Genomic DNA, 14,285 nt, shown 5'->3' with positions numbered 1-14,285 from the left:
TATATTTTAAATCGGGGATTAACGGAATGGTTTTACTGGACCAGGTGCTGGCCATGTGCGGCCTGAATAATCAGACCAGTCAGGAAGTGAAAGGTGTGCTGGAGTGGGTTGAGCAGCAAGGCGGTTTACACGCGATTGTGAACCATCTTCAGAGTGGTGAGTACAGTGAGGTAGTGAACTCCTGGCTCGGCGATGAGGAGAATGTTGCCCTGAGCCGTGACATGGTGCAGAAGATGATTCACTCAGAAGCGATTGAACAGCTCGCTTCACGCCTGGGTATCAACACCGATGATGCACTGAATCTGCTGGTCAAATATCTGCCACAGCTGGTGGACAAGGCTTCAGCGGAAGGTGTCGTTAATAAAAAATTCGACGTGACCGGTGTGATTAGCCAGTTGATGCACTGAGGATGAGGTAAAAGGAAGATAAAAGCCTGTTGCGAAAGTATGAGGCTTTTATCTTTTTAAATAAGTCAGGATGAATTAAGACAATTACTGAAAACCCTGCTAAAGGTTGATGAAAGGGATTCATTTATTTTTATAACAAATGCAAAGAATTATTATCTTATCCTTCACTCTCTGTCAGACGAAATCTATAAATTATTTTACTACCCACCTGAATGATACTGCTTTTTCCTACCTTTTGGTCAGGCACATAATAATATTTAGTTTAGGAAATAATTAAGGCTGACACGCATCATAATCAGAGATATGCATGCCCAAAACCGCCGCCAGCAGATCACGGTCGCATGATTACGCAGCAGGATGCCGGGCTAATAAAGGCCAGACGAACCCGAGGCCACAACTGAACATTTAAGGTCGCTCACTGGAAGCGCTGGGCTTTACGACCGGGCAGAAGATCGAAGCGATCACCGGGCCGGGACAGTTGATCATCCGGCTGACGAATGAAGGATAACCTACTCGTCCACAAAGTAAAAACCCGGCAATAAGGCCGGGATTCGCGCATATCACTTAGGATTTGAAGGCGAGAACGGTTTCTCTTTCGACATGAGACATTGCCCTATGCCAATAATAACCCCACATCCGATTGATATTTCAGCTCCTCTAATCAAATCATTTCGATAAAAATCAAAATCACCTAATAAAAAATAGGATGCTAGAGATATAAGTATTCGACCACCTACAAGAATAATGAAAAGGCCCACTGTCCATGAAGAAATCAATAATAATAAGAGTTTAATTTTCTTATTTTGTATCACTCTTTTTCTCCAATTTCTGCTGAACTTTTTCAGCCAGGTTCTGTGCGGAACTTCCAAGATATTCAGAACCAGCAGACTCAGCTACTGCTCCTGTTATTTTAGGTAGAGTAAATTGAGGAATTATGGTTTGCAGTTTATCTACACCCTTACCTATAGTTGCACCACCAAGGGTTCCTAAACCTGCTCCAATCATCGGCGCTGCGGCATCTTTTCCCTGCAAGCCAGCTCCCACATACGCTCCTGTAATACTCGCTACTTCCGTAAACCAGAACCCTTTACCTTGAGTTAATCCGCTGATACCTGTGGCGATAAGTGCATCAGTTGCACTGAACGATTCCCCACTGTTTAACTGATTAAACACATTAGCCGCACCGCCGATAGCACCTGCACCGATGACACTGCCCGTGGTTACTGTTGCTGGCAAAAGAAAAGGCGCTACAATTCATTATATTATTAAAGCACTAACGTCATAACGCCTATCATGAATAATGTAAGGCTCTGGAACATCTCCCAAAATGTTCGCCATGTTTTGCCATTCTGTCGGATTGAGATGTTTCGCAATACAATCCCTGCGAAGGTTAACTGGCTGAACCGTCAGATAAAATCCTAGCATTCAGGCCGGCATCCCTATTCGTCAATTAATCATCAGACTAGCTCTGCATAAGAGATGATTTTGATCAAATTGTAGATGTAACGCATAACTTTCTTTTTCGTATTTTACCCAGCGATTGATATAACCCAAAAGCATATCCATTTTCCCACCACCTTCACAGGAAGGAACACCCAAAACTTTTTTTACAGACTTTTCATCCCATCCTAAACCTATACCTGAAAGCAGTTCTCCTTTGAAAATTTCATAACCTTCGTGATTGTAAAAATAAAAATGAACATGACTTACCAAGCTTTTTCTAAATCCAATCTCAATTCCCGAAAGTGTATACTTAAAGTATTTTGTATATCCGACAGGATCATTATACCCAATAGGATCTTCAGATAAAATAGGAGCCTCGCCAATAGAAGCATTCAGCTCTAAGAACGCCCTTGATTTTTCACCCTTACCAAGAGCATCAATAAATTTAATCCATTCAGTCATTACTTAGTTACCCCTATTTTTTTGTTTCTTTCTTTGATTTTTCTTATTGCATCATCGACCAGCTCAGAATCATAGCCTCTATCCAGCATATTTTTTCTCAATGCATCAGTATCACGGCATTCTGCCCCACATAGATCCATTGCATCATTTTTAACTTGAGTGGCATTATTTTTTCCACCATAGGTAGGGCCAGCCTGATGAACATCTTTAGGTACTTCAACTGCTGTAGCATTTTGATAAAGATTTTTCGTTTCTGCCTCAGTAAGCGGACGACCAAGCTCCATCTCTTTGGATTTTTTAATTGCAGCAAATGATGGGATATGATCATGCTCTAATCCATCGCCAACTACTGAACGATCTTTTAGCTCTTTATATGATCCAACATCTAATGGTTTAACTGCCTGAATCTCATCACTGGCTTTATTAATCAGCTTCGACGCTTCAGCAACATTCCCTTTTTTCAGCGCCGCTTCCGCAGCCTTAATCACTTTACCAGCCGCATCACCTGCGCCGGGGATAATACCTATCGCAGCCGCCAAATAATCCAGTGCCGACTGCGCTTCCGCAAAGCTTTTAATATCACCCACAACAGGTACAAAATCAACGCCCAGCGAAGCAGTTCCTTTCAGCGCTTCACGCCGTTCCGTATACATCTGCACCGAGCAGGCTTCGGCGCTCATGCCGCTGCAGTTTGCCTTCTTATAACGTTCGTTCTCGGCCTCAACGTACTCACCGGCCTTCTGCTCCAGCGTTTTTCCTTCAGCTTGTGCCTGCGCAATATCACTCAGCGCATTATTCTCAACCGCATTCTTTCCAGCAACCGCCCCCTGAATCCCGCCCTCTATAGAACCGGATGCCACTCCTGCCGACAGTTGTGCTGCCAGCTGACTGAGCGCGCTGACAACCTGCTTCTCATCCTGCGTCAGGTCGCTGGCCTGCTTGCCAGGATACATCGTGCGGAGGATAGCGCGGGCCATAAGCTCGCCACCTGCCGCACCAGCTGCTCCCGCAGATGCATTGTTGCCCGCCAGCTGCGCAAGTACAGCGCCCGCTACCGCATGCGCCATAGTGTTAGCCAGAACGTTAGTCTGTTCCTGTCCGTTAACAAATGTGCTGGTAGCGTGCTTGATTTTATTGGCGATATAAGGCGCCATTCCACCTGCTGCGGCTGATCCCAGATTGCCTGCGCCCAGCCCGCCCAGCACGCCTGTCACCGCTGCCGCCGCCATGGAATAGCTGCCACCAATGCCCCACGTCTCTGCAACAGCCTTGTAGCCCGCATCCTGAACAATCAGATCGTTTAACGCAGCCTGAGATAAACTGGCATTTTGCGGATTTGCTTTCAGCAGCCTTTCTTTGGCCTCGTCCTTAGCTGCCTGCATCTTGTCGCTGCTGACATCGCTTGCAACACGCTGACCCAGTTCCTGAATTCCCTGTGCGAACTCCAGTTTGCGGGCCACCTTATCCTTGTCAAATATCTTGTCGATATGGCCGTTGGCGTTATCTGTATCTCTGCTCAGGTCTGCGACACTCTGCGTCTGCTCCTGACTGTTACGCACCGTGATGGTGCCATCCGCTACGGCTGAACGGGTGGTACCGGACGCACTGGCATGGCTATTGGCAGAGGTCGGGATCGCACCGCCTGACATTTGATGATTTTCATTACCGCCACCCATACTGATTGATGAACTGCTGGCTTTATAAGATGCGTGGTTGTCGATGTCTGACCAGCCCAGCGTGCCGGTAGAGAGTGCATTGTTCGCGGATTGCGCGGTAGAGGCGATCACCGCGCCATTAAGTTGAGTGTGGTTACCCACATAAACGTCATACCCCCCGTTACCGGCAAACAGGCCGCTCTGATCGCCCACGCTCGCGTACTCACTGTTCACTTTACTCTGGCTCAGACTCAGGCCAGCCGAGCCGGTCATGCTGCCGAACGTAAAGCTGAAGCCACCGCTGGCGCTCTGCTGTTTGCTTTGATAATCATCGGTATCCTGCAGGCTGGTCATCGTCAGATCATGACCAACATCAGCAATAATTCGGTTACCCAGCGCCTGCGCGCCAGACAACACGGTATCGTTGCCGCTGCTCAGGGTGAGGTCATTGCTGGCGTTCACACGGCTGTTGACGTAATCGGTGGTTTTGCCGTTCTCCTTGCCGCTGGCCATAAAGCCGCTGGCCTGCACACCGATGCCTGTCTCTTGACCTATCGCGATATGGATACCGCCACTCCAGCCAGAAGCTTTATTGCTGCTCTTCTGTTCTGTGTTATTGGTTGCCGCAGTGAGGTTGAGATCGTGCGCCGCAGCAAGCGTGACATTTTTGCCGGTAATGCCGCTGCCAGAGAGCGTAATATCACCGCTGCTGCCGTTGGCACCGGTCGCCACCACGGCAATGTTGCCGCCGCCATTGAGTGAGCTCCCTTTAACGGCATTGGCGTTATATTCCGATGAGGATTTACTCTTACTCGCGCCGACACTGAGCTCAATTTTAATCCCTGCTTCGCTCATATTACCGTTTGCCAGAGCCTGACCAGACTGCATGGCTTTTCCGCCAGACATCGCCCAGCCACTTTCCAGAGCTTTTACCGCGCCCAGGGCTTTAAGGCGATCGTCGCCCGCCTCACTGGCCGATTTTGCCTGTTCTCCAAGGCTTAATAAGGCATCGGTGATCGGGCTGGTCAGCTGCAGTGTTAAGCCACTTTTCTTCTGTTCATACACCTGACGACGACTGACAAGATCGTTGCCAGGATCAATATTCACAGAGCCACCGACCACGCTGATATCTTTTTTAGCGATAACATCAGAACCAGCGATGTGTGCATTGTTACCGGCAATCAGGGTGACACTGCCGCCAGTGCTGCCTACAGCACTGGCACTCTGACTTTGTGTGGTACCGTCGCGATTAAGTTGCTGACGAGTGGAAGCACTGCCGAACGTCACACCAATACTGCCGCCGCTCATCATGCCGCTCTTTTTGGTTTCTTTCAGGCTATAGCTATGCTGCTCTTCAGTTGCCGCTGTAACCGCAAGATCACGCCCTGCCTTCAACGCAACGCTGTTATCGCCAACCACGCTGGAACCGGTTACGGCCACATCGCGTCCAGCGACAATCGCGATATTGTTGCCACTCAACGCCGAAGATTGTTCAGTCGTCGAAGAGTTCTCATGAACCGTGTGCGTGGTCTTTTTAGAGAAAAGCTTTTTCTTAACTTTTGTCTCTTCGTCGTAGTGATAATCGCTTTCGGTTGCCGTGCTAATCGTCACATCCCGCCCTGCCTGGACGGCAAGATCGTCGCGGGCATCGACTCTCGCGGCTTCAGCGACCACGTCACGGCCCGCTTTAACCGCCGTACTCCCGCCACTCGCAATTTCCGTGCCCTGCTGGCGTACCGACTCATTAATCTCAACCTTCTTACCGGCTTTATAGCTATTGCCAGAACTGGTTTCCGCCGCCAGCAGATTGACGTCACGTCCCGCCTGTATGGTGACGTCTTTGTCTGCAGCAATGCCTGCTGCCTGGCTATTGAGATCGCGTCCGGCCTGGAGTGCTAAATCACCGCCACTGGTCAGCGTCGTGCGATCCAGACCGGTTGAATGGGTTTCACGTTTGCCCTTCACCTCATTCTGGCTGCTGGTCGCGCTGTTGAGATTAAGATCGTTACCGGCATTGAGTGCGGCATCGCCTCCTGCATTCAGGGCGCTGGCGGTGATGGTCAAATCATTACCCGCCTTAATATTCATTGCGCCAGCTGATTCAACTCTCGAAGCGACGGAGGTTCTGCTGATGTAACTAAGCCACCCATTATCAAAAGTAGTATTAATAACGTTAGCTCCAATCGACACATCGCCAGCCGCATTAATCAATGCATCGCCTCCGGATTGAAGTGATGCACCACGATTCACAATATTTTTACCGGCGTTGAGGATCAGGTTATCGATCGAATTGATGGTCGCCTTTTCGCCTTGTTCATCGAATAGGGAACGGCTCAACGTTGAGCTGTTATCATTTTGCGTGAGCTGCGTAATATTATCGATGTTGCCGCTGATACTTTCGAGCTCAACCCGCTTACCACTTATTGCTGAGCCAATATTATTAATATTATTGAGGGCGCTGATTTTTAGATCATCACCGGCCTTGATGAGGGCGTGGTTAAGATTATCAACGCCATTCTGACTATTAAGCGTCATGGCATTTTTTGCCAGCAGAGTACTGGCGCTATTACTTACCTGACCTGCATCAACGGTGACGGTTTTACCGGCGATCACACTGCCATTATTGATGGTGGTATCATTCGCAACCAGGTAAAGCTTCGGCACCAGCACAGTTTCACCATTGATCGTCGCCGCTTCCCACCAGAGAATACTGTGATCCAATGAGGCTATCTGCCCTGCAGACAGCGTTACGCCACTTTTTAATCCCAGAGATTGCTGCGCGACTGCAGCGTTATCCATCAGATAGCGCATCTGCTCAAGATCGGAGCCAAGATTGTTGATATAGCGATTTCCAGTCTGGCTAAGTACGCTATTACTGACATAGCGCGTATCAAATGCGGCATCACCCAGCAGACGATAGTCATATTCCGGTTTGAGATTAAGCCTGTTCAGTAAATATGATGATCCCAGGAACGTGTTTTGATCTGTCCAGACCGCTGACGTTTCTATCGGCGCTTGTGAAGCTTGCTTCCCTAATAGCTGGTTAAGCTCGTTAAATACAGTTTTGTCGGGTTTACCTAACTCGTTTAACTTTGGGTTAACAACAATCAGATAAGGGCTTTTTATGTCCTTTGAGACAATAAAATAGCCGTCGCTTCCCTGGGGCAAGGGATAGGCACTGATATCAACCTGGGTCAGTGATGGCTTTCCTGCTTGTTGTCGTAAAAGATCGAAGGGCGTCTTACCCAGAGCTTCTCTTTCCCTGATTTCAGCAGGGTGAAGTGGGTCGGCAGAATAATTGCTCAGGCCCGTCTGCGACAAATTTGCGGCATCCAGGCCGGTCGCGCCGTTAATCTGCTGTAAAGCACTGGCGACCTGGTCTCGCCAGTCGGGGCCCCCTACGCTAACCGAAGTGACGATAACAGCGGCAAGAGGGCTTTGCGCGCCGCTTATGGATTGTTGTACAAGCGTATTGAGTCCGGGACGCGATAACGTTGGCGAGATGGACCCGCGAACGTCCTGAGACTCGCTATTATTAATAATGTTATTGAACTGAAGGTTAAGGTTGCCGTTGGCCTGAACAACGCCACGAATTGTTGCGGCCTGCTCGGTGCGATAAGTCTCGGTGGCGACATAGGTTACTCTGTCTTCTAACTCTGCCGCCTGCCCCTTATATATATATTTACCTGCGCCGTTGGGTTTTAAATCATCGATATTATCGGTCAGCAACGTGCTGTTACTGTTTTTGACCGAGTCGTAATTACTATAGCTGGGCGATGGCTTGAAAATACGCCACACCGCCTGCGTACCTGATAAATAAGACTGGTTATTTAACCTGTCACCGCTCAGTGATAAATTTTGTCCGGCAAGGATATAGCTGCCCAGATTGTCCAGCGTACTGGCCCGCCCTGTCAGATCTCTTCCGGCGGCTATTCTTCCTGCCTGCCCCGTTACACGCGTGCTTGACGTCGTTCTGGCGACGAGTATTTCTTTGTTCTTATCCAGACTGGCCGGGATAGGTTTAATATCCCAGATCCAGGCAATAAAGGGTGGCGCGGGTGAAAGTGGGTGTTCAGTAAAGTAGTATTTCAGTTCGCCTCGTTCAAACAGGGTCAGAGGAAGTTCAACCGTACCCGGCGCAACTGAGCCATAGCTATTGGTGACATTTTCGGTAGTAGTTTCACCTGCGGTAATTGATTCCCACTGGTTCAGCAGATGTCCCGTATTAATCGTGATATCGCCGTGCTGCGTTTCGATGGTGCCGGAGGTATTAATTACTTCGCCGTTGGCATTCCCCGCCGCGTCACCCTGAAGCCACATACTGCCGCCTGCCAGCATATCGGCACGCTGGTTACGAATGCTGTTGGCAAACAGAGAAAGGTTACCGCCCGCATAGAGCAGCGCGGTGTTAACGATACTGCCTGGTGCGCTGAGCATTAGATTGCCAGCAGTCCCGGTGAACCCGTCCAGCGTGATATCGCTGCGGCTGGCCAGGTTGATGTTACCGCCGCCCTGCAGCGTGCCATTTCCGTTCATGGCGATGCGATTGCCGCTTAACGCACTGTCACCGGAACCGGTAGTGAGCTGACCATTATTGGTGAGATCGCCGCCTGCACTCAGCGTCAGCGCCCCGCCCTGCATCGTGCCCTGGTTATCTATCGCGCCGTTACTGCTGACGGTGAGTCGCCCGCCTGCCGCCAGCACATCGCGACCGGTAAAGCCATTGGCGATGTCCAGCGTGGCGTTACCCAGCGCCACCACCTGACCGCGCTGATCAAAGCCGTTGCTGTGAACCAGCAGATCGCCACCGCTGAACAGGCGACCGCTGCCCGGCTGGCCCACCTGAGCAGCCATCACGCTCAGCCGGTTGTTACCCAGCAGCGTTCCGCTGTTGTTGACCTGCTGATAATTGACCTCAAGATTGCCGCCCTGGGCTGTGCCCTGATTGCTGAAGCCATTACCGGTCAGTGTGCCCTGGCCGTCGGCCAGCAGCGTGCCGTTATTGCTGGCATTGGTCGCATTGAGAATCAGCTGCGACGCCTGTAACCAGCCGTTGTTATTCAGCTGCGGCATATTCAGCGTCTGCGCACCACCCGAAAGCCACCGGCCATCGTTTTGCGTTAAACCGGTTAGGGTCGCCACACCGTTGCCGTTGCCCTGAATCAGGCCAGAGTTGAAGAGTTCCGGCCCGGTCAGCGTCAGGGTATTTTGCGTGATCAGGGAGCCGCTGCCGCCATTGGTAATGCGTCCGCCGGCATTAATCAGCAGATTGCTGTCACCCTGTAAGCGCCCGTTGTTATCAACTGCGCCTGAAGTGATCTGCAGGTCGCCGCCCTGCACGCGCCCGGCATTATTGAGCGAGGATGACTGAAGCGTTAACCTGCCTGCGCTGAGCAGCGTTTTATCCTGCTGCTGGGTCAGTGCGCCGTTCAGGCCCACCGTCAGCGCCTCGACACCGGTTACGGCACCGTTATTGTTTAACGTGTCGCCCCGCAGCGTCAGGTTACGGGCGATCCATTCGCCCTGATTGGCCAGCGTCAGAGCCTGCAGCGCCGCCGAGCCATTCGCCGAAATCTTACTGCCTGCGCCCGCATCAAGGCGATCGGACAGAATCAGCTGCAGCGCATCCGCACTCTGGATCGCGCCATTATTGGTCAGCTGCCGGGCATTCAGCAGGATCTGCTGTCCCTGCCAGCTGCCGTTATTCACCACGTCTCCGCCGTTGATGTTCAGCGTGCCCTGCGTCAGCAGCGATCCCCCCTGGTTATTCATTAACTGGCGTGCTGGCGCGGCCAGTGCTCTGAGCAGCATCCGCCCGCTGACCTGCGGCATCGCTGCAAAGGTTAATGCCTGCAGGCCGATCAGGCTGCCCTGATTAATGACGCTCGCGGGCGTAATGGTCAGGGTTTTACCCTGTACCGAACCGCGGTTATTCAGGACGGCACCATTCAGGGTCATCGCCCCTTCACCGAGCAGTGAACCGCTGTTGTTCAGCGTGTTGGCCGCGATCTGCGCCCTGCCCTGGCTCAGTAAAGCGCCGACGTTCTGCAGTTCGTTGCTGATGCTGACGATAAGATCCTTGCTGCCCAGCAGCGATCCCTGATGCAGCCAGTTGTCCGCGTTTACCGTTGTCTGCTCACCCTGCAGCACACCCTGAGTGGTGAGCTGGCCCGCGTTCAGCGTCAGCGCTCCACCGCTCAGCGTTTTGCCACCGGCCGATTGTGTGAGGTTATCAGCCTGTGCAGTCAGTGCCGTGCTGCCCTGCAGCAGACCGTCATTGTTCAGGCGGGTAGCCTGTAACACCAGCCGGTTCGCCATGATTTTGCCGCTGTTGCGCAGCGTGCTGGCGTTGAGTTCGCTATCACCCTGACTGACCAGCGTGCCGCTGTTCATCAGATCGCTGGCGACATGCCCCTGCAAAGCACGGATGCCAGTGATGCTGCCGTGATTGCTGAGCGAGTCCAGTGTGAAATCGAGTTGCTGACCCTGCCAGCTGCCATCATTGACTGCGCTGCCACCCTGGATAACCAGCCGATCGCCGCTCAGCAGTTGACCACCGTTGCCGTTGTGGAGCTGGGCGAACCGTAGATCCAGCAGCGTCTCGCCCTGCAGTAGCCCGCTATTTTCCAGCGTGTTGCCGCTGGCGCTGAGCTGCTTCGCCGCAATCTGCCCGCTGTTGCTGAGCGTCTGTGCATGCAGATCGGCCTGGCTGGCGCTGACGATCTCTCCTGTGCTGCTGTTACTCAGCGAATCGTTAATCTGAAGACCGAGGTTATCGCTTAACAGGCGTCCGCTGTTGCTGAGACGGTTGCTGTTGATTGCCAGCGCCCCGCTGACCTGCAGCAGGCCCTCATTATCCAGTTGATCGAGCGTCAGGGTCAGCGGTCCCCCGGCGATCAACTGGCCGTCATGGAGGTTATGGAGTTGCTGATGATCGAGCGTTAAGCTGCTGTTGCCCTGCAGCAGCCCGGCGTTGCTAAGGGTGGGTGAATGCAGGCTGAGGTTATTCGCCGCCAGCGTTCCCGTGTTATCAATGGCTGTGCCCTGCAGATTCATCTGCTGCTGGCTGAGCAGACTGCCGCTGTTAGTCAGCGCACCATTGACCATGGCGGTTAACGCTTTGCCGGCGCGGACATTGCCGCCGTTCTGCACCCTATCGGCGTTGAGTACCATCTCATCGGCCTGCATGGCGCCGTGGTTATTCAGCGTCGCCACGTCTCCGGTGAGCGTGCCATCCGTGAGCAGCTGACCCCCCTGCTGATTGTCCAGCTGGCTGCCTTCCAGTGAAAGCTGACGATTACCCTGCAGCAGACCGCTGTTAATCATGTCACCGCGCAGCGTCACTACCTGGGCCATCAGCCAGCCGCTGTTGTCAGTGTGGTCAGCCTTCAGCCCGATGCCCTGCTGCCCCAGAATTTTTCCGCTATTTTCCAGCGTACTGCTTTGCAGATCGGCATCGGTCTCGCTCAGCGCATTGCCGCTGTTCTGCCAGCGGCTGGTCTGAACGGTAAGCTGTTTGCCCTGCAGCAGTCCGCTGTTGTCCAGGGTCTGCTGTTTCACGCTCAGCTGCCCTGCGCTGAGTAGCGTGCCGCTGTTGGTTAACCCGCTGCCCTGTAGCGAGAGAGTCCTGTTACCCTGCAGCGTGCCGCTGTTTTCCAGCATGCTGACGTCACTGTTCACTGCGCCGGCAGCGACTGTCCCCTGATTGTTCAGCGCATCACCCTGCAGGCGGATCTGGTCGTCCGCCAGCAATTTTCCGCTCGGCTGATTACTTACGCGTCTGAATGTGCTGCTCAGGCTGGCGGCGTTAATCTCGCCGCTGTTGTTCAGCTGGTCACCACTCAGCAGCAACGTTTTGCCGCTGGTGATCAGTCCGCTGTTACTGAGTTGTGGCATGCCAAGCGTAAAATCGTTGTCGGAGCTGATTGTGCCCGCAGCAAGATTATCCAGCTGTGTGGCCCTGATGGAGAGTAATCTGTTGCCCTGCAGCAGGCCGCCGTTGCTGATTTGCGCGGCGTTCAGCGTCAGTTCAGGCGCGGTTAATGACCCGCTATTACGCAGCTCTGCGCTGTTCAGAATAAGGGCGTTCTGACTGCTGATGGCTCCCTGATTTTCCAGCCAGCCACGGGCGGTCATCTGCGCGTCACCGCGGGCTGTGATGGAGCCATTCTGCTGCAGCGTATCGGCGTTAACCACGGCATCGCCGTTGCTGACCATTTCGCCGCTGTTTTTCAGGGCCGTAGTGTCAATCTGCAACCGCTGACTGACGATGTTGCCACTGTTACTGAGCGCGTCGGCGAGGTTAAGCGTTGCGTTACCCTGTACAGAGAGTGCACCGTCCTGATCCAGACGTTTCGCCGTCAGCGTGGTGTCACCGCTACTGATGACTTTTCCTTTGTTCGTCAGCGCACCGCTGTTGATATCAAGACGGCCCGCGCTCAGCTCCCCGCTGTTACTTAGCCGATCGGCCACGTTCAGCTGCACCCTTCCCTGAGAGGAGAGCGTTCCATCCTGCTGCAGGCTACCGGACGTGATATCCGCCTCCTGACTGCCCAGCAGGCTGCCGCTGTTGAGCAGCGAACCGCTGTGAATCGCCAGACTGCTGCCACTCAGTTCGCCACTGTTGTTCAGTTCTGAGGCAACATTCAGCTGGTTACGGTTAGTGGCGGACAGGATGCCGCGCTGCCTGACGTGACTGGCTGTGATCAGCGCGTCACCGGCGCTTAACAGCCTGCCGCTGTTATCAATCGTGTCGCCCTGAACGTTCAGGCTACCGCCGCTGATCTCCCCGCTGTTGTTCAGCGCACCGGTCACGTTAAGCTGATTTTTTCTGCTGGCTGAAAGAGTGCCGCGCTGCTGAAGAGTGTTCGCTGTGATTAGTGCATCACTGGCGCTTAACAGCCTGCCGCTGTTATCAATGGTATCGCCCTGAACGTTCAGACTGCTGCCGCTGATCTCCCCGCTATTACTCAGGTTGCCGGCAACGACTGTATTGGTGCCCTCAGAGAGCAGCATGCCCTGCTGCTGCAGGCTGTTGCTGCGGAGCTTCGCCTCGCCGTGGCTGGTCAGGCTGCCACGGTTAACCACCTGTGCGGCCTGGATATCCAGTTGCTTAGTTGCGGTCAGCTGCCCCTCATTCTGTAGCAGAGAGGAGGCGGAAAGCTGCATCCGGTCAGACGCATTGCCGCTGCTGTTTTTATCGATGCTCAGAGCGCCACTGCTGAGACGGGCGTTCTGGCCTGTGGTCAGGCTGCTGCCTTTAAGCGTTATCTGACCCTGACTGTTAAGGTCGAGCGACGCGTCGCTGCCGAGTTTTGCGCCTGTTAAGGCAATCTCCTGCTGTGCAGTCAGTGCGACGTTGCCACCCGCTTTATGCTCACCCTGCAGCGCAATGCTGCTGCCTCTGGCCGTCAGGTTACCGCTGGTCAGGCTGTTATTGACGCTCAGCCGCCCCTGCGCATCCAGCACCATATCGCCCTGACGGGCGTTCAGGTTGCCGAGATTAACACCGACCCCGTTTTCGCTGGAGACCAGATGAATGCGGTTTGCATACATCCCGCCCAGCGCACCGGTATCCACGGCGACTGACGGCGCAGCCCCTTCGCCCGCGACAGGTGTCACGCTGCCATCAGCACCGACCCGGTTTGCGCCCAGCGTGACATTGAGATCTCTGGCATGAATATCCGCGTTAATTTCTGTTGCGCGCGCGATGATCGAGACAGCGTCGGCCTGGCTGCCATCCAGCCCTTTACCCTCAACGGTGATGGCGCCTTTCGTCACTTCCAGCGACCGCAGATTCCCCTGCGCATCAAGCTGCGGTTTACCGGTGGTGAGTGTCACATCTGGCGTATTGATAAAGCCGCAGCCGTTACAGGTGATGCCGTAGGGGTTGGCGACCATCACATTGGCTGCTTTTCCCGCCACTTCGGTGTAGCCCTGAAGCTGCGAGCGGTTAGCTCCGACTACCTCGTTGATGATTGCCCGGGCTTCCTGCCCCGCTTTCAGATTCGGGTTGTTCTGGATGAGTCCACCCAGCTGCGTCTGCGTCAGCCGGCCGGTGGCGTTATTCAGGATCAGCCCTTCCTGGCCGACGTTGTAATTCTGGTACTGGTTGTGGGACAGGCCCGACGCATTAGGGGTCGCGATGTTAATGACCGGCACGCCATTTCCGGCGGCATCCACCTGCGTTCCCGGCGTTGCAGGCGTAATCACGGCTGAAAAAGCGGGCAGCAGAGGCTGAAATGCAATCAGCGAGCAGATGAGATAGCTCAGCAGACGACGCGGCAGTGAAATCGGTAATTGATCATCCATAATCAGG

At 53.5% G+C, this 14,285-nt stretch carries 4 protein-coding genes; 1 reads left to right on the top strand and 3 read right to left on the bottom strand.

Features of this window, described 5'->3' with window-relative positions:
* The first annotated feature begins 26 nt into the window (after positions 1-26).
* On the top strand, positions 27-407 hold the full coding sequence (locus OJ965_RS09800; protein WP_265139060.1) for a YidB family protein: 381 nt from the start codon (positions 27-29) through the stop codon (positions 405-407).
* A 798-nt stretch (positions 408-1,205) separates the two neighbouring features.
* Here the strand turns inward: OJ965_RS09800 and OJ965_RS09790 are convergent.
* The 3 genes from OJ965_RS09790 to OJ965_RS09780 form a co-directional block, all read right to left on the bottom strand.
* The gene (locus tag OJ965_RS09790) at positions 1,206-1,580 is read right to left on the bottom strand and encodes a hypothetical protein (protein WP_265139059.1); all 375 of its coding nucleotides are present in this window, start codon (positions 1,578-1,580) and stop codon (positions 1,206-1,208) included.
* A 273-nt stretch (positions 1,581-1,853) separates the two neighbouring features.
* A complete protein-coding gene (locus OJ965_RS09785) occupies positions 1,854-2,312 on the bottom strand; it encodes a hypothetical protein (RefSeq protein WP_265139299.1) in 459 nt (152 codons plus the stop codon).
* Positions 2,312-14,278 (bottom strand): hemagglutinin repeat-containing protein, encoded by an 11,967-nt coding sequence (locus OJ965_RS09780; protein ID WP_265139058.1) that lies wholly within the window; start codon positions 14,276-14,278, stop codon positions 2,312-2,314. Before OJ965_RS09780 ends, OJ965_RS09785 begins: the two co-directional genes overlap by 1 nt.
* Positions 14,279-14,285: the final 7 nt, after the last annotated feature.

It is taken from the genome of Pantoea anthophila (assembly GCF_026104315.1).
Classification (GTDB): Bacteria; Pseudomonadota; Gammaproteobacteria; order Enterobacterales; family Enterobacteriaceae; genus Pantoea; species Pantoea anthophila.
Note: the sequence above shows the minus strand (reverse complement) of the source record. Positions and strands in the feature narration are given on the sequence as shown.

Bases quoted from the DNA above. Each gene is read 5' to 3' on its own strand.
- OJ965_RS09780 (WP_265139058.1), bottom strand. From the start codon at position 14,278: ATGGATGATCAATTACCGATTTCACTGCCGCGTCGTCTGCTGAGCTAT.
- OJ965_RS09785 (WP_265139299.1), bottom strand. From the start codon at position 2,312: ATGACTGAATGGATTAAATTTATTGATGCTCTTGGTAAGGGTGAAAAA.
- OJ965_RS09800 (WP_265139060.1), top strand. From the start codon at position 27: ATGGTTTTACTGGACCAGGTGCTGGCCATGTGCGGCCTGAATAATCAG.